Below are 25095 nucleotides of genomic sequence, written 5' to 3'. Positions count from 1 at the left end.
GATGAACCAATTTATCAATGCCAAAGACACGCTGGTCACCGACGCGATAGACGGGCTCCTCGAAAGCTCCGGCGGTGCGCTGACCCGGCTCGACGGCTACCCGCATATCAAGGTGGTTTGCCGCAGTGACTGGGACAAATCCAAGGTCGCGCTGATCTCGGGCGGCGGCTCGGGCCACGAGCCCGCCCACGCAGGCTTCGTCGGCGCAGGCATGTTGACCGCGGCGGTCTGTGGCGAGGTCTTCGCCTCGCCGTCCGTCGACGCGGTGCTGGCGGGTATTCTGGCGGTGACCGGCCCGGCGGGCTGTCTGCTGATCGTGAAGAACTACACTGGCGACCGATTGAATTTCGGCCTTGCCGCAGAGCGCGCGCGGGCCTTTGGCCTGAAAGTCTCCATGGTCGTCGTCGATGACGACATCGCACTGCCGGATCTACCGCAGGCCCGCGGTGTCGCGGGAACCTTGTTCGTGCACAAGATCGCGGGCGCGATTGCCGAAGCGGGGGGTGACCTGACCGCCGTCAGCGACGCCGCGATCCAAGCCATCGAAGGCATGGCCTCCATCGGCAAATCGCTCGACACCTGCACCGTGCCCGGCTCGTCGAAGGAAGCGCGCATCGCACCAGGCATGGCCGAGCTGGGCCTTGGTATCCATGGCGAAGCGGGCGTCGAACAGGTGGCCTTCTCGGATGCCAAAACCGCGATGGACATGGTGCTGGACAAGCTCGCGCCCAGCATGACCGGCGGCGCGTACGTCGCACTGCTCAACAATCTCGGCGCGACCACGCCGCTGGAGATGAGCGTGCTCGCTCATGAGCTGGCGACCTCCGATAAAGCAAGCAGGATCAAGCACATCATCGGCCCCGCGCCGCTGATGACCGCGCTGGATATGCACGGCTTCTCGGTCTCGATCCTTCCGGTTGATGACAGCAACCTCGCCCATTTGCAGGCCCCCGTCGGCCCCGCCGCCTGGCCCGGCATGCACACACTGGTCGAGCCGCCCGTGATCCCGCTGCCCGATGGTCTCAGCCCGATCCAGCCGATCCCGTCCGAGAACCCCGAAGTGCGCGCAGTAATCGAAGAGGTCTGCAATCTGCTCATCAGCTCCGAGGCCGATCTGAACCAGCTCGACGCCAAGTCCGGCGACGGCGACACGGGCAGCACGCTCAAAACCGCCGCGCAGGCATTGAAAGACGCGCTCGACCGGATGCCGCTGGCGGACCTGACGCAATTCTACCGCGCGCTGAGTAACGAGCTGAGCCAGACGATGGGCGGCTCGTCCGGCATCATCCTGTCGATCTTCTTCGGGGCCGTGGGCGACGCGTCGGCTAATGGTAAACCGCTGGCCTCGGCCTTGCTGGCGGGCTTGCGGCGGATCAGCGAGGTCGGCGGGGCCGAGAAGGGCGACCGCACCATGATAGACGCGCTCGAGCCAGCCTTGACCGCCCTTCCACAAGGGCTGACTGCCGCGGCTCAGGCCGCCCGCGATGGGGCCGATGGCACCGCGAAGATGGGCAAGGCCAAGGCGGGCCGCTCGTCCTATGTTCCCGAGGAGAACCTGATCGGTCATAACGACCCCGGCGCCGAGGCCGTCGCCCGGCTGTTCGAGCAGCTCGCCAACGTCAGGGAATAGCGGATGAGCAAACACCACCTCTCGAAACCCAAACCCACCGCGCATGACGTGGCCCGCGAAGCGCGTGTCAGCCTTGCGACCGTGGACCGGGTTCTCAACAAACGAGAGGGGGTGCGCGCCAAGACGGTAGAGCGGGTCAACGGCGCAATCGAAAAGCTTGGATATGTCCGCGATCTGACGGCGGCCAATCTGGCCCGGCAGCGCACATACCGCTTCGTCTTCGTGCTGCCCGACGGGCAAGGTCAGTTCCTGACGGGCTTGCGCAAATCCATCGCCGAGGCGGTCGAAAATGCCGCTTATGAGCGCGTCGCGGCCCGCACCATTCTGATCTCCAACCGCGACAATTCCAAGCTGGTCAAAGAGCTGCAAGCGCTTGATCCGGCGGAGATTGACGGGCTCGCGATCATGTCCAACGAGACGCCCATCGCGCGCGACACGATTGCGCGGATGAAGAAACACGGCGTTGCCGTCGTCTCGCTGGTGGCCGACCAGCCCAATTCCGAGCGGGATCACTTCGTGGGCTTCGACAACGTCTCTGCCGGGCGCACGGCGGGCACGCTCTTGGGCCGTTTCGCGGGCGAGCGGCGTGGCAAGGTCGCGGTCGTCGTGACCTCGATGCAGGCGCGCGACATGATCGAACGCCGCCTCGGGTTCGACGCGGTCATGCGCGCGGAATTTCCCAACCTGACCCCGCTGCCCAGTATTGAGGCCTATGACGACCCGGAAACCGCCGAAGAGCTGACCCTGCGCTGCCTGCGTGAAAACAGCGACGTGGTGGCGGTCTACTCCGCCGGTGCCAGCGTGCGCGGCGTCGCGGCGGCGCTCACGACATTTAACGCCAAGCAGCGCATCCTGTGCATCGACCACGAGCTGACGGACAATTCTCGCGACCTGCTGGAGGCCGGGGTGCTCGACGCCGTGATCAACCAGAACTCCGGCCATCTGGCGCGCTCGGCGCTGCGGGTGATGCGGGCGAAATGCGACAACGCGCCGGTGCTGGCAAGCCAGGAACACATCCGGATCGAGGTCTTGATCCGCGAGAACCTGCCGCCCCGGCCCGAGCCGGAATAGCACAGACACGATTTGGGAGGAGAGAGATCATGAAAACCATCAAGGGTCCGGCGCTGTTTCTGGCGCAATTCGCAGGCGACGACGCCCCGTTCAATTCCTGGGACGCGATTACGAAATGGGCCGCCGATTGCGGCTACAAAGGCGTGCAGGTGCCCAGTTGGGACGGGCGGCTCTTCGATCTCGCCAAGGCGGCCGAAAGCAAAGATTATTGCGACGAATTCAAGGGCCAGGCGGCGGCCAACGGCGTCGAAGTGACCGAGCTGTCGACCCACCTGCAAGGCCAGCTTGTGGCCGTGCACCCTGCCTATGACGCGGCCTTCGACGGCTTCGCGGACCCGTCCGTGCACGGCAACCCGAAGGCCCGGCAGGAGTGGGCGGTCGATCAGGTGATGAAGGCGATCAGCGCCTCCGCCAATATGGGCATCAAGAACCACGTCTCCTTCTCCGGCGCGCTGGCGTGGCCCTACGTCTACCCTTGGCCGCAGCGCCCGGCGGGTCTGATCGAGACGGCGTTTGACGAGCTGGCCAAGCGGTGGCGGCCCATCTTGGATCATGCCGAAGAGAATGACGTCAACATTTGCTACGAAATCCACCCGGGCGAGGATCTGCATGACGGCGTGACCTTCGAGATGTTTCTGGAGCGCGTCGACAACCATGCGCGCTGCAACATGCTCTACGATCCGTCGCATTACGTGCTGCAATGCCTCGACTACCTAGACAACATCGACATCTACAAAGACCGCATCAAGATGTTCCACGTCAAGGATGCCGAGTTCAATCCAACCGGGCGGCAAGGCGTCTATTCCGGCTACCAGAGTTGGGTCGATCGGGCCGGGCGCTTCCGCTCGCTTGGCGACGGGCAGGTCGATTTCGGCGCGGTTTTCTCGAAGATGGCGGCCAATGATTTCGACGGCTGGGCCGTGGTGGAATGGGAATGCTGCCTCAAGCACCCGGAGGACGGCGCGCGGGAAGGGGCGCAGTTCGTCTCCGACCACATCATCCGCGTGACCGAGCGCGCCTTCGATGACTTCGCCGATGGCGGCACTGACGAGGCGGCCAACCGCAAGATGCTGGGGATCGACTGATGGCACGGATCAGACTTGGCATGGTGGGCGGCGGCAATGACGCGTTTATCGGCGGCGTGCACCGCATCGCATCACGCATCGACGACCGCTACGAGCTGGTCGCGGGCGCTCTATCCTCGACCCCCGAGAAAGCGAAGGCGTCGGGGGAGGCGTTGGGCATGCCGCGCATCTATAGCGACTTCAAGGAGATGGCGATCCGCGAGGCGCGGCTGAAAAACGGGATCGAGGCGGTCTCCATCGTGACGCCCAATCATGTCCATTACGCCGCCGCCCGGGAGTTCCTGAAACGCGGCATCCACGTGATCTGCGACAAGCCGCTGACCTCGACTTTGGCGGATGCGAAGAAGCTGGTGAAGGCGGCGGAAAGCTCCGATGCGCTGTTCGTGCTGACCCACAACTACACCGGCTACCCGATGGTCCGCCAAGCCCGCGAGATGGTCGCAAGCGGCGCGATTGGCAAAATCCGTGTGGTGCAAGTGGAGTATCCGCAAGACTGGCTGACCATCGAGCAGGACTTCAAACAGGCCGAATGGCGCACGGACCCGGCGCGCTCGGGCGCGGGCGGCTCCACCGGTGATATCGGCACCCACGCGCATAATCTGGCCTGCTTCATCACGGGGTTGGAGGTCGAAAGCCTCGCCGCTGATCTGGAGGCTTTTGTGCCGGGGCGGCAGGTCGATGACAACGGCCACGTCATGCTGCGCTTTAGGGGCGGGGCCAAGGGGATGCTCTGGTGCAGCCAGGTCGCGCCGGGCAACGAGAACGCCTTGCGCATCCGCGTCTATGGCGAAACCGGGGGGCTCGAATGGGCGCAGGAAGACCCGAATTACCTGTGGTATACGCCGTTTGGCGAGCCGAAGCGCCTGATCACCCGGGGTGGCGCGGGCGCGGGCGATGCCGCGGCCCGGATGAGCCGCGTGCCGCCGGGCCATCCCGAGGGCTATCTGGAAGGTTTCGCCAATATCTACTCGGAAGCCGCTGACGCGATCGAGGCACATCGCGACGGATCAAAGCCTGATCCGGCGGTGACCTACCCCACGATTACCGATGGTCTGCGCGGGGTGCAGTTCGTCGACGCCTGCGTGCGCTCGTCCGCACGCAACGCCGCATGGGTGACGCTGGATCGGTGACTTTGTGCGCGGGCGCAGAGTTTCTGCGCCTGCACGCGACACAAATCGTGGCAATTTGGAAAAATGACCGACTGGACCGTGGACAAAAACGGACCATGCTTCATGTCTTTATCAATCCCCGTCCCCTCGGCTGCCAAGGGAGCCTATGATGCCGCGTTTCTTGACCCTTTTGACCGTCCTGTCTGTTCTGATGTGGCCTGCCCTCGCCACGGCCCAACAAAAGGAGACCGTGAAACCCGTCAAGCTGCTTGAGCTTTCGGATCGCGGTGGCGGTATCACCCGGCAGTTTTTCGGCACGGTGGTTGCGCGCCAGACTGTGGATCTGGCCTTTCAGGTGCCCGGGCAAATCCTGAAGCTCCCCGTGATTGAGGGCGAAGTGACACCCAAGGGCGAGATGGTCGCGCAGCTGGACCTCGTACCGTTTGAGCTGACATTGGAGCAGGCGCGGTTGCAAAAAGGGCAGGCGGATCGGGCCGTGGCGCGGTACGAACAGCTTAGCGGTGCGGCCGTCAGCGAAGTGACTGTTGAGGATTCGCGCACGCAGGCCGGGCTTGCCGGTGTTTCCGTCAGCAACGCCGAGAACGATCTGGGCCACGCCACGCTCTACGCGCCCTTCGACGCCTTGGTGGCTGAGCGTATGGTCGAAAATTTCACGACCATCAGCGCGGGTACACCGGTGGTCCGACTGCATGACATGTCCGAGCTGCGTATCGAGATTGATGTGCCGGAGGTGCTGTTCCAGCGCGCGGGCGCCGACCCGGATGTGACGGTGACGGCCCGCTTCCCTGCCAGCGACGAGGTGTTCCCGCTGGAGGTCCGTGAGTTCAAAGCGCAGGCCTCTGCCGTGGGGCAGTCGTTCCAGATCACCTTCGGGATGGAGCCGCCGGAGAACCTGCCGATCCTTCCCGGTGCCTCGGTCACTGTGACGGCTGAGTTCAATGACGACCGGTCCGGCCTGCGCGTCCCGGCTTCAGCACTGGTTCCGGGAGACGGTGACAGCCTTCGCGCGATGGTCTTTGAGCAGGGTGAGGGTGACATTGGCACCGTGCGCGCGGTCGAGGTGCTGGTCGAACCGCTGGCCACCGGCGAGATCCGCGTGCGGTCAGGGTTGTCGGCGGGTGATGAGATCGTCGTGATGGGCGCCAAGTCGTTGAAAGACGGCGAGAAGGTGCGCCGCTTCACCGGCTTTGACGGGTAGGCCCACACCATGAACATCGCACGGCTCGCCATCGAAAAGCAGGTTCTGTCCTGGATGATCATTCTGATCTGCCTGTTTGGCGGTATTTGGGGGTTCTTCTCGCTCGGGCGGCTCGAGGACCCGGCCTTCACCATCAAGCAGGCCATCATCATCACAGAGTACCCCGGTGCCACGGCGGCCGAGGTCGCCGAAGAGGTATCCGAGCCGCTGGAATCCGCGATCCAGAAGATGGGCGAGCTGAAGCGGGTGACGTCGATCAACTACCCCGGCTTCTCGCGCATCGAGATTGAAATCAAGGACAGCTACGGTGGCGACGAACTGCCCGCCGTATGGACGGATTTGCGCGCCAAGGTGCGCGATGCCGCCCGGGGCTTGCCCACGGGCGTGGGCGAGCCGCTGGTCAATGACAGCTTCGGGGACGTGTTCGGCATCTACTACGCCATCACCGCCGAAGGGTTCACTGATGCCGAAAAGCACGAACTGGCCACCTTTCTGCGGCGCGAGTTGCTCACGGTCGAGGGCGTGTCCGATGTGCAGGTCTCGGCCCTGCCACCAGAGGTCATCTATGTGGAGCCGGACCTCGCCCTGACGGTCAACCAGAACATCGCGCCGGGCACCATCGTGAACGCCATTGCCAATGCCAATTCCGTCGCCGCGGCGGGCAGTATCGGGGACACCCGCCTGCAACGCCCCGAAGGCAATGACACGGTGAGCGAGATCGAGGGGCTGAGCGTGGGCTTTCAGGGCGAGGTGATCAACCTTGTCGATGTCGCGGAGGTCTACCGCGGACGCAACACGGATCCTTCCCTGATCATGCGCTATAACGGGGTCGAGGCGTTCACGCTCGGCATCGCCGGGCTCTCGAGCGAGAACATCGTCGATGTCGGCAACCGTGTGGACGCCAAGCTGGCGGAGCTGGACACGGAAATCCCGGTGGGCGTCGAGTTGAACCCGATCTACCAGCAGCATGTGGTGGTGGACGAGGCCTCGAACGGATTTTTGGTCAACTTGGCGATGTCCGTGGGCATTGTGGTCGCCGTGCTTGCCATCGCCATGGGCTGGCGGGCGGCCATCGTGGTGGGCTCGACGCTGCTTCTGACGGTCTCGGGCACGATGTTGTTCATGTATATCTTCGGCATCGAGATGGAGCGCATTTCGCTCGGCGCCCTGATTATCGCTATGGGCATGCTCGTCGACAACGCGCTGGTTGTGGCCGAGGGCATGCAGATCGCGATGCAGCGCGGCAAGTCCTCGCGGGAAGCAGCGGACGAGGCCGCAGGCAAGACCCAGATCCCGCTGCTGGGTGCGACCGTCATCGGCATCATGGCCTTCGCGGGCATCGGGCTGAGTCCGGATGCCACGGGCGAGTTCCTGTTCTCGCTCTTCGCGGTCATCGGCATCTCGTTGCTGCTGTCCTGGGTTCTGGCGTTGACGGTGACGCCGCTCTTCAGCCACTACTTTTTCAAGCAGGGCATGGGCGGCGAAGAGGATGCCTACGGTGGCCCCCTGTTCCGTGCCTACGGCGCGACGCTGCGCGGGGCGCTGAAGGCCCGCTGGCTGGTGATCCCGATGCTCGTGGGCATCACGGCCGCCTGTTTCTGGGGCTTCGGGCAGGTCAAGCAGCAGTTCTTCCCCGACAGCAATACGCCGATCTTTCTGGTGCACTATAAGCTGCCGCAGGGCACGCAGATCGAGACGACGTCCGAGGATCTGACACAGGTGGAAGACTGGCTGGCCGGGCGGGACGACGTCGTGTCGGTCTCTACCTTCGTAGGGCAGGGCGCGGCGCGCTTCATCCTGACCTATGCGGCCGAGGAGCCCGATCCAAGCTACGGCCACATGCTGATCCGCACCGAGACGCTCGAACAAATCCCGCCGCTTGCCGCCGCGTTGGAGGATTTCGCAGTGCAGGCGTTGCCAGCGGGATTGCTGCGCACCCGGCGGCTGGTCTTCGGCCCCGGTGGGGGCGATCCGATAGAGGTGCGCGTGTCGGGTTCTGACCCGGATGTGCTGCGCGAGATCAGTGAGCGGGTGATCGACACGATCAACGAGACCTCCGACACGATCCTGCATGCCCGCACCAACTGGTACGAGCCGCAGATCGCGCTGCGGCCGATCTACGCCGTGGACCGGGCCCAGACCGCAGGTATCAACCGCGAGGATGTAGCGACGGCCACCCTGTTCGCCACGGATGGTATCTCGGGCGGGGTGTACCGCGAGGGCGACCGGCAAATCCCGATCATCGTGCGCGCACCCCGGGAGGCGGATCTGACGCTGTCCGATCAAGTGATCTTCTCGGAGGGCAGCGGGACCTTCATCCCGCTTGAGCAGGTGATCGACGGGTACAGCTACGAGGTCGAGAACACGGTGATCCACCGGCGCGACAGGCTGTCTACGATCACCGTGGCGGGCAACATCCCTTCGGATATAACCGCCGCTGACGCGCGCGCGGGCATCGTCAAGGCCATCGAAGCCATCGAAGTTCCGATCGGCTATCAGTTGGAATGGGGCGGTGAGTTTGAAAGCTCCGGCGAGGCGCAGGCGAGCCTTGGCCAGCAGCTGCCGCTAAGTTTCCTGATCATGCTCATCATCTCGATCCTGCTGTTCATGTCCCTGCGCCAGCCGCTGATCATCTGGCTTTTGGTGCCGATGTCGGTCAACGGCGTGGTGATCGGGCTGCTCATTACCGGCTTTCCTTTCAGCTTTACCGCGCTGCTTGGCCTGCTCAGCCTTTCGGGCATGTTGATCAAGAATGGCATCGTTCTGGTCGAGGAAATCGACATCGTCCGCCGCGAAGGCCGCGCGCTGTTTGAGGCGATTGTAGAGGCCTCCACCTCGCGCCTGCGCCCGGTCATGCTGGCCGCCGCCACGACGATCATGGGAATGATCCCGCTTCTGGGCGACGCGTTCTTCAAGTCAATGGCCGTCACCATCATGGGCGGTCTGGCCTTCGCAACAATCCTGACCCTGATCGCCGCGCCGACCTTCTACTACGTGCTGTTCAGGCGCGACGAGGCGCGCGAGCAGGAGGAAGGGGCCGAACCAGCCGCCGCCTAACCCGCGTGCTTTGTGCAAGACAGGGGCGCGGGGCTCGGCCATAGTTGCGGAATGAGCCTCGCGACCGCGCCAAAGGCCGTCTTCACGACCGGCAACCTGATGGGCCATGTCACGCGCATGTCCTTCACCGCAAGCATCGGCCTGATGGCGATCTTCGCGGTCGATCTGGTCGACATGATCTTCATCTCCATGCTGGGCAATGCGGCGCTGGCGGCCGCTGTGGGTTACGCGGGCACGATCATGTTTTTCACCAACGCGGTCAGCATCGGGTTGTCGATCGCCGCCGGTACCTTGGTGGCGCAAGCCATCGGTGCGGGCCGGGCGGAGGAGGCGCGCGAGCGCGCGACCAGCGTCGCGGTCTATGCAGGGCTTGTCGGACTGATCATCCCGGGGCTGATCCTGTGGAACCTTGACGCCTGCCTGTCGCTTCTGGGCGCGTCAGGAGAGACGCTGCCGATGGCGCGCAGCTACCTGTTCATCCTGCTGCCCACTTCGGTATTTCTTGGCGTCGCAATGACCGCCATGGCGGTCCTGCGGGCCTATGGCGACGCGAAGCGGTCGATGTATGCGACGCTGTTTGGCGGCATCGCCAACGCCGTGCTCGACCCGATCTTCATCTTCGCGCTCGGTCTGGGGCTTCAGGGTGCGGCGATTGCCTCCGTCATCGCGCGGATTGTGGTTTTCTACTATGCGATCTCCCCCGCGATCCGAGTCCATGACGGCTTCGCGTGGCCCAGCGTCTCGCGGGTCCTGCAGGACACGCGCGCCGTCGCGGGCCTCGCCGCGCCTGCGGTGCTGGCCAATGTCGCAACGCCCGTGGGCTCCGCCATCGTCCTGCGCCAGATGGCGCAGCACGGTACGGATGCGGTGGCGGGCATGGCGATCATCGGACGGCTGATGCCGGTGACGTTTTCGGTGATCTTCGCGCTGTCCGGGGCCATCGGGCCGATCATCGGGCAGAATTTCGGGGCCAAACTGCTTGACCGCGTCCATGACGCCTATCTCGACGCGCTGAAATTCGTGGCCCTCTATGTGCTGGGCGCGGCGCTGATCCTGTTCCTCGCCCGTGGCCTGCTCGCCGACGCGTTCGGCGCCACCGGCCTCGCGCGCGATCTCGTGCTTCTCTTCTGCGGCCCGCTTGCGCTGACCTACATGTTCAACGGCGCGATCTACGTCTCAAACGCGGCGTTCAACAACCTTGGCCGCCCGGTCTATTCGACGCTGGTCAATTGGGGCACCTACACGCTGGGGACCTTGCCCTTCGTTATGGCGGGCTCCGCTCTCTATGGCGCGCCGGGCATTCTGATCGGTCAGGCGCTGGGGACGGCGCTGTTCAGCATTGGCGCAGTGGCCGTTGCCCTACGTCTCACCCGCGCACCCGACCCGGCGAAGAAGACGCCCGTGTTTCGCAGCCGCGAGCTACAGGTGACCTGCCAAAGGCAGCATTGAGCGCGAGGGCATCGCCAGCCCGCAGTCTGGCAATGCCTCAGATTTCTAAAGTGGATAGCTCGGCAGCTGTCGGAATGCGTCTTTCAACGCATCGCCCCAACCCGAAGAGATCGCGGCGTAGGTCGGGTCGTCTGCCTCGATCCGCAGCTGGCGCGCGGTAGAGAAGCTGTCGGCCTCGTAGAGATGCAAATCGAACGGTAGCCCCACGGACAGGTTCGACTTCACAGTCGAGTCGAACGAGACGAGCAGCAGTTTCACCGCATCCTCGAAGCTCATATCGGCGTCATAGGCGCGCACGATGATGGGCTTGCCATACTTGGTCTCGCCGATCTGGAAGAACGGCGTGTCGGCGGTGATCTCGATGAAATTGCCTTCGGGGTAGACCATGAAGATCGTCGGCTGCCCGTCGGCAATTTGACCGCCGACAATGACCGAGGCGGAGAACTGCTCGCCCGCGCTTTGCCCGTTGGGCGAGCTGTCCGCGATGACCTCTTTCAGGGTAGCGCCCACAAGGCGGGCCACCTGGAACATGGTCGTGGCCTTCAAAATGCTGGGGTCACGGTCATCAACGGCCTTGGAGCGTTCCTCCAGCAGGCTGATCATGCTCTGCGTCGTGGCCAGATTGCCCGCCGTCATGATGGTGATCGCGCGCTCGCCGGGTATTTCCCAGGTGAACATCTTCTTGGAGGTCGCGAAATTGTCCACGCCCGCGCTGGTGCGGGTGTCGGCCATAAAGACGAGGCCGCGGTCAAGCCGCATGCCGATGCAGTAGGTCATTGTGTTGGATCCAAAACCGGTTACGCGGCTATATCTATTGCTGCACCTGCAGGGATACAATCATCTCTTCGCCTGCGCTGCCGATACGTAACCCTTCGATCGGCGCGGCGTCACGGGCATCGCGCCCAATGGCAAGGCGGACGTATTTCTCGTCTGGCGAGATGCCGTTGGAGACATCGAAGCCGACCCATCCCAGCCCGTCAATATGCGCCTCGGCCCAGGCGTGGCTTGCATCTTGATCCACCCGGTCGGTCATCATCAGGTAGCCGCTGACATAGCGCGCGGGCACGCCCGCTGCCCGGGCGGCGGCCACGAAGATTTGCGCGTGATCCTGGCAGACCCCGGTTTGGCCCGCTAGGGCCTCTTCGGCGGTAGTGTGGGAATGGGTCTCGCCCAATGTGTAAGGCGCCGCATCAAGGATGGATTTCGACAGTGCGTGCAGCGCGCTCAGCAGATCGCCCTCGACGATCTTGGCCAGCGTCTTGATGCGCGGCCCGGGCTGGGTCTGCGCGGTGGCTTGCAGGAAGTGCCACAGCGGCGCGCGACCATAGACAGGGCCAAGCATGCCGGACAGGTCGTGCGTCTCGACCTCGCCCACGGCGGTGATCGCCAGCTCTTGTCCGCCGGGCGTCAGGCTGACGAGGTCGACCAGATTGCCGTAATGGTCGGTATAGCCCGTCTCGATCTTGCCGCCGGTGACCTCGATCTCCCATGCCTTCGGGGTTTGCAGCGCATTCGCCTGCGGGCGCAGGCGCACCTTTTGCAGCGCGTAATCCACCGGCTGATCGTAGCTGTATCGCGTTGTGTGATTGATCTTGAGAAGCATCAGTTGATGAACCTGTAATCCTGTTCGATCTGTCCCGCCAGCGCGGCGGTGTCGTCGATGATCGAGCCAAGGAACTCGTGCAGCCCCTCCTCGAAAATTGCGTCGATGTCGCGGTCTTTCAAACGGGCGCGCAAGGTCTCCGACATATCGTGAGACGGCAGACGCGCGCCGTAATCGTCGGCAAGAAAGCCCAGATTGTCTACGATTTGAGCCGCGCAAAACGACAGCGAGCGCGGCATGCGCCGGTCGAGGATCAGGAACTCCGCGATGCCCGAGGCGGTGTAATCCCCATCCATGGCCCAGCGGTAGGACCGGTGAGCCGAGACCGAGCGCAGCAGCGTCTCCCACTGCACATTGTCCAGCCGGCTGCCCACAAAGGACGCCGCCGGGAGCAACGCGTAGTATTTGACGTCGAGGATGCGCGCCGTGCTGTCCATGCGCTCGATGAAGGTGCCAAGCCGGGCGAAGTCGTACATGTCGTTGCGCAACATCGTACCGTGCAGCGCGCCGCGCACCAGCGCCGATTGCTGCCGGATCGACGCCAACACAGTTGGCAGTTCTGTCTCCGCCACAGGCTCTTTCAGCAGGTCGTTCAGCACCATCCACGTCTCGTTCACCGCCGACCACACTTCGGTGGTCAGCGCGGTGCGGACCAGCCGCGCATTGTCGCGCGCCGATTTCATCACCGACAGAACAGAGGACGAATTGGCACTGTCACGCAGCAGGAAGTCGATGACATTCGCCGCGCTGTAGTCGCCATGCCGCGCGTCATAGGCGGGCTGCACCGCCGAGGTCGCAATGACCGAGCGCCATTCGCTTTCGGCATTGTTCGACCGGGTCAGCGCGATGCGAAACCCGGCCTCGCACAGCCGCGCTGTGTTCTCGGCCCGCTCAAGATAGCGGAACATCCAGAAGAGGCCGCCTGCAGTCTTGCCAAGCATATCAGTCCTCCAGAACCCAAGTGTCTTTGGTGCCGCCGCCCTGGCTGGAATTGACCACCAGGCTGCCCTCTTTCAGGGCCACGCGTGTCAGCCCGCCCGGGGTGATGTTGACCCCGTCGGGCGACATTAGTGCAAAGGGCCGCAGGTCCACGTGGCGCGGAGCCAGCCCCTTCTTGGTGAAAATCGGCACAGTCGACAGCGCCAGCGTCGGCTGGGCGATGTAGTTGGCGGGGCGTGCGCGCAGCTTCTCGGCGAAGGCCTCGATCTCTTTCTTCGACGCGGCGGGGCCGACCAGCATGCCGTAGCCGCCGGAGCCGTGGACCTCCTTGACGACCAACTCAGACAGGTTGTCGAGCACATATTGCAGGCTGTCGGGCTCCGAGCAGCGATAGGTCTCGACGTTCTTAAGAATTGCGGGCTCGCCGGTATAGAACTCCACGATCTCCGGCATGTAGCTGTAGATAGCCTTGTCGTCCGAGACGCCGGTGCCCGGCGCGTTCGTAATGGTGATGTTGCCCGCGCGGTAGACATCCATGATCCCCGGCACGCCAAGCATGCTGTCGGGGTTGAAGGTCAGCGGGTCCAGATAGTCGTCATCAACCCGGCGGTAGAGCACGTCGATCACCTTGTAGCCGCGTGTCGTGCGCATCGCGATATGGCCATCGACTACGCGCAGGTCGTGGCCTTCGACCAGTTCGACGCCCATCTGGTCGGCGAGGAAGCTGTGTTCGTAATAGGCCGAGTTGTGAATGCCCGGTGTCAGCACTGCCACGCAGGGCTTGCCGCTGCATCCTTGCGGCGCGCACGCCTCCAGCGAGCGGCGCAGGTTCTTGGGGTAGTCGCTGACCCGCTGCACTTTGATCTTCGAGAACAGCTCCGGGAACATCTGCAGCATCGTCTCGCGGTTCTCGAGCATGTAGCTGACGCCCGACGGCGTGCGGGCGTTGTCCTCCAGCACGAAGAAATCATCCGGGCCGGTGCGCACGATATCCGTGCCGATGATGTGGGTGTAGACATTGCCCGGCGGTGAGAAGCCGATCATCTGCGGCAGGAACGCGTCATTGTTGGCGATCAGCGATTTCGGGACGACGCCCGCGCGCAGGATTTCCTGCCGGTTATAGATGTCATGCAGGAAGGCATTGATCGCCCGGACGCGTTGGTCGATGCCTTTCGAGAGCTTCAGCCATTCGTGCGCCGACAGGATGCGCGGCACCAGATCAAAGGGGATCAGCCGCTCTTCGGCGTCGGCCTGCCCGTAGACGTTGAAGGTGATGCCGGTGCGGCGAAAGAAGGCCTCTGCCTCTTGCGACTTCTTCGACAGGCGCTTCTTGTCCTGTGCGGAGAACCATCCGTCATAACTGCTGTAGGGGCCACGTGGGCCATCGACAGCCCCCATCTCATCAAAAAATCTGTTCTGTTCTGCCATGCCAAAAGGCTAACATCCGGTTTCGGGCGATACAACGCGATCGCAATTTGTCCTGCTCTCATTGGGTGCATTTGCCCAATTCGTGGGCAGTCACCCTTCGGGTGGGGTGCGGCGGCCCTTGCCGCCCGCCCCGCAAACTGGTTCGGTGGCACGCGGAGGAGGACACCCCATGCCATTGCTCGACGAGGATCGCCTGTTTCCCCCTGATTCTGAGATCCGTGCCCTGGCGCGCGGGCTGTACGAGGCCGTGCGCGACCTGCCGATTGTCAGCCCCCATGGGCATACCGACCCTGCGTGGTTCGCGCTGGACGAGGCCTTCGCCGACCCGTCTGCGCTGTTCGTGACACCTGATCATTACGTCTTCCGGATGCTGCATTCCCAAGGCATCCCGCTCAACGCGCTCGGTGTGCCGCGCCGCGATGGCGGTGCGGTCGAAAGCGACCCGCGGGCGGTGTGGCGGCTGTTTGCGCAGAATTATCACCTGTTCCGCGGCACGCCCTCGCGTCTGTGGATCGACCACGCGTTTCAGCATGTGTTCGGCGTGACCGAGCGACTGTCGGCGGACACGGCGGATGCGATCTATGACCAGATCGCAGGCAGCCTTGCCCAGCCAGAGTTCCGCCCCCGCGCGCTCTATGACCGTTTCGGGATCGAGGTAATCGCGACCACGGAAAGCCCGCTCGACGACCTCGCCCATCACCGCACGATCGCCGACAGCGACTGGCAGGGCCGCGTCATCACCGCCTACCGCCCAGACGCCGTCGTGGACCCAGATTTCGAGGGCTTTGCCGAGAATGTCGAACGCTTCGGTGCGCTCGCGGGCGAGGACGCGACCACATGGCAGGGCTACCTCGCCGCGCACCGCAACAGGCGGGCGTATTTCAAGACGGTCGGCGGTGCGACTTCGACCGATCACGGCCACCCCACGGCCCGGACCGAAGACTTGCCCCAGACCGAGGCTGCCGCCTTGTTCGTTCGCGCGTTGCAGGGCAAGTGCACTCCCGACGAGGCGGACCGTTTCCGCGGCCACATGCTGACCGAGATGGCGCGAATGAGCTTGGACGATGGCCTTGTCATGCAGCTGCATCCGGGCTCCGTGCGCAACCATTCCGGCGCGGTGTTCGACGCCTATGGGCGCGACAAGGGCTACGACATCCCGACGCGCGTTGACTACGTCACCGCCCTGCGCCCACTGCTGAACGCTGTGGGCGAGACCGACATGACGCTGATCATGTTCACCCTCGATGAAAGCTCCTATGCCCGGGAGCTGGCCCCCCTCGCAGGCGTCTACCCGGCGCTCAAACTCGGCCCTGCGTGGTGGTTCCACGACAGCGCCGAGGGCATGCGCCGCTTCCGCGAGATGACGACCGAGACGGCGGGCTTCTACAACACCGTGGGCTTCAACGACGATACCCGCGCGCTCTGCTCGATCCCTGCGCGCCACGACGTGGCCCGACGGGTGGATTGCGCCTATCTCGCGGGGCTGGTCGCGACAGGACGTCTGGCCGAGGATGAGGCACCCGAGGTCGCCCATGACCTCGCCTACCGCCTCGCCAAGGAGGCCTACAAACTGTGAGCGGAACCATCGTGCATCTGGGCCTTGGCGCGTTTTTCCGGGCGCACGGCGCGATTTATGTGGCCGATGCGCCGGGTGACTGGCGCATCATCGGCGTCTCCTTGCGCAGCCCATCCGTGCGCGACGCGCTTGTGCCCCAAGGCTGCGCCTATACCTCCGTCACGCTCGCCCCGGACGGCCTCCAGACCCGCCGGATCGAGGTGCTTGAAGACGTGCTTGTCGCGCCCGAGGAGCCGCGCGCCGTGCTCGATGCGATGGCCGCCCCGGACACCCATATCGTCTCGCTCACCGTGACGGAGAAGGGCTATTGCCACGCCCCGGCCACCGGCGCGTTGAACCCAGATCATCCTGATATCGTTCATGATTTGGCGAACCCTTTGCCCAAATCCGCCCCCGGCTTCCTGCTGCGCGCGCTCAGGATGCGCCATGATGCGGGGCTGGCGCCCTTCACGACGCTCAGCTGCGATAACCTGCCTGATAACGGCCCACTGGTGCGCGGCGTGGTGCTGGACCTCGCCCGCCTGATGGATCCCGATTTGGTCCCGTGGATCGAAGCCCATGCCCGCTTCCCGGCCACCATGGTCGACCGGATCACCCCCGCCACGACGTCGGACGATATTGCCCATGTGACCGAGCTGACCGGCTGGGCCGATGCCGCCCCCGTGATGCACGAGCCGTTCAAGCAATGGGTGATCGAGGATGATTTCGCAGGCCCCCGCCCGGACTTCGCCGCTGCCGGGGCCGAGGTGGTCCGCGACGTGGCCCCTTACGAGCATATGAAGCTGCGGATGCTCAACGGCACCCATTCCGCGCTGGCCTATCTGGGCTATCTCGCGGGGCATCAGACCATCGCTGAGACGATGCAGGACGCAGCCCTCGCGCGCTTCGTCGCCCGCATGTGGTCGGACGAGATCACGCCGACGATCACCGCCCCACCCGGTGTCTCGCTAGACGACTACGCTCACGCGCTGGCGCAGCGCTACGCCAACCCCGCGATCCAGCACCGCACATGGCAGATCGCGATGGATGGCAGCCAGAAGCTGCCGCAGCGCATCCTTGGCAGCCTGACCGAGAACCTCGCCGCCGGGCGCACCGCGCCGCGCCAGTGCCTCGCAGTGGCCGCTTGGATGCGCTACGTCTCCGGCACGGACCTGCAGGGCCAGCCCATCGATGTGCGCGATCCTTTGGCTGAGCCCCTCCGCGACCGCGCCACCTCTGAAGATCCCGTCGGTGCGCTGCTGGCGATGCGAGAGGTCTTCCCAGACGACACCGCCCGCCTTATCGAGCCCCCAGTGCGCGCGGCATTCGATGACCTGACCAAGCGCGGCGTCGCTGCCGCCATCGCCGCACTTTCATAAATCTGTTGACCCGACTCGGGCCCCGCTCCTAGCGTTCGAGAACAACTAGACACAGGTGTTTAGTGCCTGATCGGGAAGAGGGAGACCGGGTCCATGAAATCGCATTACGGGGTGGTCGTGATCGGCGGCGGCGTGGTCGGCACATCGGTGCTCTACCATCTGGCCAAGTTCGGCTGGACCGACGTCGCGCTGATCGAGCGTTCAGTTCTGACCGCGGGCTCCAGCTGGCACGCGGCGGGGGGCATCCATGCGCTGAACGCGGACCCGAACATCGCCCAGTTACAGGCCTACACGATCGACCTGCTGTCGGAGATCGAAGAGGAAAGCGGCCAGAATATCGGCCTGCACATGACCGGCGGCTTGACCATGGCGGGCACGCCGGACCGCTGGGAATGGCTGCAATCGGCCTACCGCACCTTCCAGTCTATCGGCATCGAAGACTGCCGCCTTGTCACGGTCGACGAGGCCTGCGAGCTGAACCCGATCATGTCCGGCGACGGCCTGTTGGGCGGCATGTGGGCCGACCGCGAAGGCTATATCGACACGACCGGCACCGTGCACGCCTATGCGGGCGCCGCCAAAAAGCGCGGGGCCGAAGTGATCGAGCATAACCGCGTGCTGGAGCTGAACCAGACCCTGCAGGGCTGGGACGTCGTCACTGAGAAGGGCACGATATCGTGCGAGCATGTGGTCAATGCGGGCGGGCTTTGGGCCAAGCAGGTGGGCCGCATGGCGGGGATCGAATTGCCGGTCTCGCCGCTCAACCACCACTACCTGATTTCCGACACGATCCCTGCATTGGAAGAGCTCGATTTCGAGGTGCCGATGACCGTCGACCTCGAAGGCTTCACTTATCTGCGCCAAGACCAGAAGGGCGTGCTGCTGGGCATCTACGAGATCGACCACCAGCACTGGATGATGGACGGCGCGCCGTGGGAATACGGGTTCGAGCTGCAGCAGGAAGACCCCGACCGGATCGAGAAAGAGCTAATCCTGGGCTTTGAACGCTACCCGGCCTTGCAAGACGTGGGCGTCAAGACCTGGGTCAACGGCGCCTTCACCTTCTCCCCCGATGGCAACCCGCTTGTCGGACCCGTGCCGGGCAAGCGCGGCTACTGGTCCGCTTGCGCGGTGATGGCGGGCTTCCTGCAGGGCGGCGGCGTCGGCAAGTCGCTGGCCGAATGGATGATCCACGGCGAGCCGGAGGCAGACGTCTTCGGCATGGACGTCGCCCGCTACGGCGTCTTCGCGGAGAACAAGCAGTACATCAAAGAGACGACCGGGCAGTTCTATTCCCGCCGCTTCGTGATGACCTACCCGAACGAGCAGCTGCCTGCCGGTCGCCCTCTGAAAACTGCGCCTGCCTTTAGCGATATGACCGCCGCAGGCGCACGCTGGGGCCAAAGCTATGACCTTGAAGTCCCGCTTTATTTCGCGCCCGAAGGTTTCGAGGAGACACCAACGCTCAAGCGCTCCAACGCCCATGACATCGTGGCCGAGGAATGCCGCAAGGTCCGCTCCGGCGTGGGTCTGCTAGACATCACCGGCTTCTCTCGGTTCGAGGTTTCGGGCGAGGGGGCGGAGGCTTGGCTTGCCAAGATATTCTCCACCGAGCTGCCCAAGCCGGGTCGCGCGCGGCTGGCGGTCATGCTGGGCCATGATGGGCGGCTGAAAGGCGATCTGACGCTGTTTAACTGGGGTGACGGCACCTACTGGATCATGGGCAGCTACTACCTGCGCGCGTGGCACATACGCTGGTTCAACGACCACATGGACGACGGGGTCACCATGCGCGATCTGGGCGAAGAGATGGCCGGATTCTCGCTGGCCGGTCCCAAATCCCGCGCAGTGATCGAGAAGCTGACAGACGGCCCCATAGGCGATCTGGGCTTTATGGGCTGCGGCCAGTTCGATATCGGCATGATCCGCGCCCGTGTCGCCCGCATGTCAGTCGCGGGTGAGCTGGGGTTCGAGATCAACTGTCGGATGGGTGACCACATCACCCTGCGTCGTACGCTGCTTGAGGCGGGCGCGTCGGAAGGCATCCATGAATACGGGTTCAACGCGCTCCTGTCGCTTCGCTTAGAGAAAAGCTTCGGCATCTGGTCCGCCGAGTTTACCCAAGGCTACACCGCGGGCATGACCGGCATGGATCGCTGGATCGATTGGGACCGAGAAGGGTTCGTCGGCCGCGACGCTGCTATTGCGGAGCGTGATGGCAGCGGCCCGGCCCAGCTGAAAGTCACGCTCGAGATCAACGCCGACGGTGCGGATGCATCGGGCTACGAGCCGATCTGGGCGGGCGAGGACAAGGTCGGCTTCGTGACCTCCGGCGGCTACGGGCACACGGTCGGCAAGTCGCTCGCTATGGCGCTGGTGAATGCCGATCAAGCCAAGCAGGGCACAGAGCTGACGGTCCATGTCGTGGGCGTCGCACGAACAGCCAAGGTCATCGCGCCGTCGCCGTATGATCCCTCCGGCACTGCGATGCGACGATGAGCGAGCGGCGCGGCAGACGCGGCATGGCAGGGGCGCACGCCGCCCCCGCCACCCGCGACGTCAACTACCGCCAGCTGAAAAACCCGTTGCCGCCGATGGATGTGTTCTCGCGCGACGAGATCACAAATATGCACGAAACCGCTCTGCGCACGCGGGCGCTGCTGCCCGAGGCCGCACTTGCAACAGCGCGCGACTTCTTCGAATACACGCTGGTGATCCACCATTTCGACTCGCTGCAGGATCTTATCGCCAAAAGGGCAAAGGCGGGCGGCGCGCCGCCTGAAAGCTGATGGGCCGCCGTCTTCTGCACCGCGACGACCCCGCCAAGGCGGAGCTGATCGGCAACATCAAAGTCACCCGCGAGGATTGGTTGGGCGCGGCGCTCGACGCCCTGATCGACGGCGGCGAGGAGCAGGTGAAGGTCAAGGTGCTGGGGGAGCGCATGGGCGTCTCACGCTCCAGCTTCTATTGGTATTTCGACAGCCGCCAGGACCTGCTCGACGCGTTGCTGGACCATTGGCAGCACTGCAATACGGCCGCCCTGATCGCGCAGTCCCGCAAGACCGCGGCGACAATCACCGAGGCGGTTTGCAACGTGCATCACTGCGTGATCGACGCGGCGCTTTTCGACAACCGGCTCGATTTTGCGATCCGGGACTGGGCCAAGCGGGACGTTGCGGTGCGCGCGGTCCTGACCACGTCGGAAGAGGCCCGCGTGCAGGCCCTGACCGAGATGTTCGAGCGGTTCGACTACGCGCCCACCGACGCTTTCGCGCGGGCCCGGGTGCTCTACTTTATGCAGGCGGGCTATGACGCCGCCGAATTGGGCGAGACGCTGGAGCGCCGCCTGAGCATGGCTGCGCATTACCTGCGAATTTTCACCGGGGTCGAGCCTCAGCCGAAGGAGCTGCAAGCCTTTGCCGATTTCGTGCGGGCGGTCGATGCGCGGGACAGCAAAACCGTTGCGCAAAGCTGAAATCCCCGGCTACCATTTGCTCACCTAACCGGGCAGGGGTGTCTTCCGGACCCGCCCGACGTCTTGGCGCATATGCCCCAGGGCGCGTGAAATCCCCGCGGCATGAAAACGCCGCTGCGGCGGCTTTGACGGAAAGGGGTTTGCAATGAAAACGATAGGTGTGTTCGGCCTCGGTGACATGGGCAGCGGGCTGGCCAAGAACCTGCTTGCGGCGGGGTTCAAAGTGATGGGGATCGACTTGAAGCCGGACCGCATGGCCGCGTTTGAGGCGATGGGCGGCATCCCCGCCGCCAGCCCGGCAGAGGTCGGCGCGGCCAGCGATGCGGTCTTTGTGATGGTGATGACCGGGGCCGAGGCCCGCCAAGTCATCTTGGGCGAGGACGGCGTGGTCGCTCATATGAAAAGAGGCGGCGCGGTGATCCTGTCGGCCACGATCAAGCCCTTCGAGGCCCGCGAGATCGGAGCGGCCATGGAAGGCTCTGGCATCCATCTGATCGACACACCGGTGTCTGGCGGCTTTCCCGGCGCGCAATCGGGTACGCTGACGATGATGGCCGCGGCACCTGATGCGGTGCTCGATACCTTCGCGCCCGTGATGGAGGCGGTGTCGGCCAATATCCACCGTGTCGGCACCCGGCCCGGCGATGGCCAAACCGTCAAAGCCTGCCTGCAATCGCTGATCGGCGCGCAGTTCTCTGCGACGTTCGAGGCAGCGGCTTTGGCCGCCAAGGCGGGCGTGCCGGGGCAGGTGATCTTGGACGTGTTCTCGACCTCATCGGCGGGCTGCGGCGTGGTCAACAATGCACTGGAGAAAATCATCGACCGCCAGTTCGAAGGTACCGGCAGCCACATCAACACGATGCACAAAGACCTAACGATCTCGATGGGTCTGGGCGAGGAGCTGGGGGTCCCGCTGCACACGGCGGCGGCGGCGATGCAGATTTTCCATGCGGGCCGGACGAAATACCCGAACGGGGATAACTGGGTCTGCACTCGCGTGATCGAAGAGATTATCGGGGCCGAGCTGCATCGGGATGGCGCGCAATGACCTGGGCGCGGAGCAAGCCGCGTCGACGCAGCTTTGGCAGCAAGAACCACGGGAAGGATAAAGGATGAAACTCGGTGTCATTTGCGACGGGATCAGCCGCGATCTGGCCCACACCGTCGATGTCATGGACGCCTTCGGGCTGGATTATGCCGAGCTGCAATATGTCGGCGATACGGAGGTGGGCGATCACAGCCCGCAAGAGATCGCCGAGATCGACGCGTTGCTGCGCGACCGGGGCAAGCCCGTCTCCTGCCTGTCGCGCCACGTGTTCGCCGGGATGACCCACGCGAACACCCCCGGCGACGCGCTGCACACCAGACATATGGATGCGCTCAAGCGGGTGATCGAGATGGCTCATATCGTGGGCAGCCCCTTGGTGCGGATCATGACACCGAAGAAGGAGCAGATCCTGTGGGGCTCTCATGGTGCGGAAAAGTGGAATGTGGCCCATGGCGCGTGGGACGCGATCTTGCCGCTCATCGCCCCGGCGGTGGAGCTGGCGCGGGCCGAGGGCGTGACCCTCGTGGTCGAGACCGGCAATGGCACGATGGTCAATTCCAACTTCACGGCCCGCAAACTGATCGACACTCTGGATGCCAAGGACGCGCTGAAGGTGCTCTGGGACCCGGCCAATAACTGCTGGTGCCATGAACGCGCGTACCCTGATGGCTATGCCGAGGTGCAGGACGGTTATCTCGGCCATATCCACATCAAGGATGTGCAGGTCGACACCCCGCGCGCCATGCTGGAGGTCCGCCCGATGGGTGAGGGGCAGCTGGCCGATCAATTCGCGCCGATGGCTGACGCGCTGCGCCGGGACGGCTATGATGGGGTCATCAGTTTCGAGAGCGTTTTTCACCACGGCGACGGCAATTTCGAGCGCGGCTTTCGCAGCCAGATCAATCTGTTCAAGGAGATATTCGCATGACCGGATACTACCACGCAGACGACTGCGATATTGACGAGTTCGATCAGATCATTTCCCAACGCCTCAGCAAAGCGGATGTGCCTAACGCCAGCCGCATCGAAAAGAATATCCCCATCTATGACATGGCGCAGCTCGGTGATCAGCTGGACGCGCTGAAGCCGGAATGGGCGCAGGTCTTTTTGCGCTCAGCTGGCGTCTTGGTGTTGGAGGATGCCTACCCAGACACAAGCCCGATCGACGCCGCGAGCGACGCGTTCAACGCGATTATCGCCGAAGAACGGGCGCGCGGTGGCAAGGCGGACCACTTCGCGGCCACGGGGGCCAATGACCGGGTCTGGAACACGTTGCAGAAACTCTGCCTGCAAGACCCGGCGACCCATGTGCGCTACTTCGGCAACCCGGTAATCGCGGCGGTGTGCGAGGCGTGGCTTGGCCCGAATTACCAGATGACCGCGCAGCTCAACGTGGTGCGCCCGGGCGGCGCGGCGCAGCAGGCGCACCGGGACTACCACCTGGGCTTCATGGAGGCCGAGAGCTGCGCCAGCTATCCGGCGCACGTGCATGAGCTGTCGGCCAGCCTGACCTTGCAGGGCGGGATCGCCCATTGTGACATGCCCGTCGATAGCGGCCCGACGAAACTATTGCCGTTCTCTCAGACCTACGCGCCCGGCTACGCGGCCTGGCGGCGCGATGATTTCCGGACCTTGTTTGAGGAAAGCTGCGTGCAGCTGCCCTTGAAGAAAGGGGACGCGCTGTTCTTCAACCCCGCGCTCTTCCATGCCGCTGGCGCGAACCAGAGCGCGGATGTGCAACGCATGGTCAACCTGTTGCAGGTCTCCTCCTCCTTCGGACGCGCGATGGAGAATATCGACCGCCGCGCAATGGTTCTCGCCGCGTTCGAGCCGTTGAAATCCCTCGACGCAGCGGCGCGCGCGGCGGCCATCGCGGCGACGGTGGAAGGCTATGCCTTCCCGACCAATCTTGACACCGACCCGCCCGAGGGCGGGCTCGCCCCGCCGTCACAGGCCGATATCCTTCGGCGCGCTTTGGACGAAGACTGGGATACCGCCCAGTTGATGCAAGCGCTCGATGCGCAGGCCGCGCGACAGTCGCCCTAGTCCCCGCCGTTTTCCAGACTTACAGGATGTCCAGTCTCCCAAGACAAGGTCGCGGCATCGGCCAGCATCTGGGCGCGCAGGCCGTCGGTGATATCCGGGGTCGGGCGTTTTCCTTGGGTGACGGCGGAGATGAAGTGTTCCATCTCGGCAGCGTAGGCCCGCGCGTAGCGCTCGAGGAAGAAATGCATCGTAGGCGCCGTGCCGAACCCGTCCGCGGTGGCCAGCTGCACGGTGTTTTCCAACACGTTCTCGCCGCGCAGCATACCTTTGGAGCCATGCACCTCGATCCGCTGGTCGTAGCCATAGGTGGCGCGACGCGAGTTCGAGATCTGGCAGATCTTGCCCGACGCGGTGGTCAGCGTCACAGCCGCCGTGTCCACATCGCCCGCCGCGCCGATCTCCGGATCAACCAGGGCCGCGCCCACGGCGAAGACGGTCACAGGCTCTTCGCCCAAAAGGAATCGCGCCATGTCGAAATCATGGATCATCATATCCCGGAAGATGCCGCCGGAGCTTTTGATGTAGCCGATGGGGGGCGGGGCGGGGTCGCGCGACAGGATCGTCACGATCTCCACGTCTCCGATATCGCCCGCCTCGATCCGCGATTGCAGATGGGCAAAGTTCGGATCGAACCGCCGGTTGAAGGCCACGAAGAACGGCACGCCCGCCTCTGACACGATGGCTTGCAGCGTTCGGATATTGTCAGCAGACATGTCCACCGGCTTTTCGCAGAAGATCGCTTTGCCCGCCTTGGCCGAGGCCTCGATCAGCCCGTAATGGGTGTCCGTTGGCGTGCCGATCACCACTGCGTCGATGTCAGCGCTGGCGATGATCTCATCGCTGCTGCGGGCCTCTGCGCCGCAGGTCTTGGCCAGTGCTTCGGCCGTCTCGGGGTAGAAGTCAGAGACCGCCACGACCCGCGCCGTATCAAGCGATTTGATCGTGCGGGCATGGACCTGCCCGATGCGGCCTGCGCCAAGGATGCCGATCTTGAGCATGGGG

20 protein-coding genes and 1 pseudogene are annotated in these 25095 nt (G+C 64.1%); 16 read left to right on the top strand and 5 right to left on the bottom strand.

Going from position 1 to position 25095, the window contains the following annotated elements; genetic code table 11:
* The first annotated feature begins 1 nt into the window (after position 1).
* The 7 genes from C8N43_RS10210 (at position 2) to C8N43_RS10180 (ending at position 10620) form a co-directional block, all read left to right on the top strand.
* A complete protein-coding gene (locus C8N43_RS10210) occupies positions 2–1630 on the top strand; it encodes a dihydroxyacetone kinase subunit DhaK (protein ID WP_107845495.1) in 1629 nt (542 codons plus the stop codon).
* A gap of 3 nt (positions 1631–1633) precedes the next feature.
* A complete protein-coding gene (locus tag C8N43_RS10205; protein WP_107845494.1) occupies positions 1634–2701 on the top strand; it encodes a LacI family DNA-binding transcriptional regulator in 1068 nt (355 codons plus the stop codon).
* 29 nt (positions 2702–2730) lie between these two features.
* Positions 2731–3786, top strand: a complete 1056-nt coding sequence (locus tag C8N43_RS10200; RefSeq protein WP_107845493.1) for a sugar phosphate isomerase/epimerase family protein — start codon at positions 2731–2733, stop codon at positions 3784–3786.
* A complete protein-coding gene (locus C8N43_RS10195) occupies positions 3786–4916 on the top strand; it encodes a Gfo/Idh/MocA family protein (RefSeq protein WP_107845492.1) in 1131 nt (376 codons plus the stop codon). Before C8N43_RS10200 ends, C8N43_RS10195 begins: the two co-directional genes overlap by 1 nt.
* A 148-nt stretch (positions 4917–5064) precedes the next feature.
* The gene (locus C8N43_RS10190) at positions 5065–6114 is read left to right on the top strand and encodes an efflux RND transporter periplasmic adaptor subunit (protein ID WP_211308578.1); all 1050 of its coding nucleotides are present in this window, start codon (positions 5065–5067) and stop codon (positions 6112–6114) included.
* A gap of 9 nt (positions 6115–6123) precedes the next feature.
* Positions 6124–9171 (top strand): efflux RND transporter permease subunit, encoded by a 3048-nt coding sequence (locus tag C8N43_RS10185; protein ID WP_107845490.1) that lies wholly within the window; start codon positions 6124–6126, stop codon positions 9169–9171.
* 51 nt (positions 9172–9222) lie between these two features.
* Positions 9223–10620: an MATE family efflux transporter gene (locus C8N43_RS10180; protein WP_245912966.1), complete on the top strand. Its 1398-nt coding sequence runs from the start codon at positions 9223–9225 to the stop codon at positions 10618–10620.
* Positions 10621–10665: 45 nt separating this feature from the next.
* Here the strand turns inward: C8N43_RS10180 and C8N43_RS10175 are convergent, their stop codons facing one another.
* The 4 genes from C8N43_RS10175 to C8N43_RS10160 are packed head-to-tail and all read right to left on the bottom strand — an operon-like array spanning position 10666 to position 14590.
* Positions 10666–11397, bottom strand: a complete 732-nt coding sequence (locus tag C8N43_RS10175; protein ID WP_107845489.1) for a proteasome-type protease — start codon at positions 11395–11397, stop codon at positions 10666–10668.
* Between the two features lie 34 nt (positions 11398–11431).
* On the bottom strand, positions 11432–12223 hold the full coding sequence (locus tag C8N43_RS10170) for a transglutaminase family protein (protein WP_107845488.1): 792 nt from the start codon (positions 12221–12223) through the stop codon (positions 11432–11434).
* Positions 12223–13164, bottom strand: a complete 942-nt coding sequence (locus C8N43_RS10165) for an alpha-E domain-containing protein (protein ID WP_107845487.1) — start codon at positions 13162–13164, stop codon at positions 12223–12225. The genes C8N43_RS10170 and C8N43_RS10165 overlap by 1 nt, the downstream gene beginning before the upstream one ends.
* 1 nt (position 13165) lies before the next feature.
* Positions 13166–14590, bottom strand: coding sequence for a circularly permuted type 2 ATP-grasp protein (locus C8N43_RS10160; protein WP_107845486.1), 1425 nt, complete (start codon positions 14588–14590; stop codon positions 13166–13168).
* Positions 14591–14759: 169 nt separating this feature from the next.
* Here C8N43_RS10160 and uxaC point away from each other — a divergent pair, with 169 nt between their 5' ends.
* The 9 genes and pseudogenes from uxaC to C8N43_RS10120 all read left to right on the top strand — a co-directional run bounded on the left by uxaC (position 14760) and on the right by C8N43_RS10120 (position 24093).
* Entirely contained in the window at positions 14760–16166 is a 1407-nt protein-coding gene (gene uxaC, locus C8N43_RS10155; protein ID WP_107845485.1) for a glucuronate isomerase, read from the top strand.
* Positions 16163–17524: a mannitol dehydrogenase family protein gene (locus tag C8N43_RS10150; RefSeq protein ID WP_107845484.1), complete on the top strand. Its 1362-nt coding sequence runs from the start codon at positions 16163–16165 to the stop codon at positions 17522–17524. The genes uxaC and C8N43_RS10150 overlap by 4 nt, the downstream gene beginning before the upstream one ends.
* A 93-nt stretch (positions 17525–17617) precedes the next feature.
* Positions 17618–20023 carry a GcvT family protein gene (locus C8N43_RS10145; RefSeq protein WP_107845483.1) on the top strand — a complete coding sequence of 802 codons (2406 nt, stop codon included), beginning with the start codon at positions 17618–17620 and terminating at the stop codon, positions 20021–20023.
* Complete coding sequence (locus C8N43_RS10140) at positions 20020–20313, top strand: hypothetical protein (protein ID WP_107845482.1); 294 nt, start codon at positions 20020–20022, stop codon at positions 20311–20313. The genes C8N43_RS10145 and C8N43_RS10140 overlap by 4 nt, the downstream gene beginning before the upstream one ends.
* On the top strand, positions 20313–20999 hold the full coding sequence (locus C8N43_RS10135; RefSeq protein ID WP_342748721.1) for a TetR/AcrR family transcriptional regulator: 687 nt from the start codon (positions 20313–20315) through the stop codon (positions 20997–20999). Before C8N43_RS10140 ends, C8N43_RS10135 begins: the two co-directional genes overlap by 1 nt.
* Before the next feature lie 139 nt (positions 21000–21138).
* Positions 21139–21618 (top strand): annotated as a pseudogene (locus C8N43_RS19895) (NAD(P)-dependent oxidoreductase); the annotation flags it as partial.
* Positions 21595–22047, top strand: a complete 453-nt coding sequence (locus C8N43_RS19890) for an NAD-binding protein (RefSeq protein WP_281257885.1) — start codon at positions 21595–21597, stop codon at positions 22045–22047. The pseudogene C8N43_RS19895 and the gene C8N43_RS19890, both read left to right, overlap by 24 nt.
* A gap of 64 nt (positions 22048–22111) precedes the next feature.
* The gene (locus C8N43_RS10125) at positions 22112–22975 is read left to right on the top strand and encodes a sugar phosphate isomerase/epimerase family protein (RefSeq protein WP_107845479.1); all 864 of its coding nucleotides are present in this window, start codon (positions 22112–22114) and stop codon (positions 22973–22975) included.
* The gene (locus tag C8N43_RS10120; RefSeq protein ID WP_107845478.1) at positions 22972–24093 is read left to right on the top strand and encodes a phytanoyl-CoA dioxygenase family protein; all 1122 of its coding nucleotides are present in this window, start codon (positions 22972–22974) and stop codon (positions 24091–24093) included. Before C8N43_RS10125 ends, C8N43_RS10120 begins: the two co-directional genes overlap by 4 nt.
* On the opposite strand, the gene iolG is transcribed toward C8N43_RS10120, so the two are convergent.
* Positions 24090–25091: an inositol 2-dehydrogenase gene (gene iolG / locus C8N43_RS10115; protein ID WP_107845477.1), complete on the bottom strand. Its 1002-nt coding sequence runs from the start codon at positions 25089–25091 to the stop codon at positions 24090–24092. The two genes, C8N43_RS10120 and iolG, sit on opposite strands and share 4 nt — an antisense overlap.
* Positions 25092–25095 lie beyond the last annotated feature (4 nt).

Origin of the sequence: Litoreibacter ponti, assembly GCF_003054285.1 — a bacterium.
Classification (GTDB): Bacteria; Pseudomonadota; Alphaproteobacteria; order Rhodobacterales; family Rhodobacteraceae; genus Litoreibacter; species Litoreibacter ponti.
The sequence above is the reverse complement of the archived record's forward strand: the minus strand, read 5'-3'. Positions and strand labels throughout refer to the sequence as shown.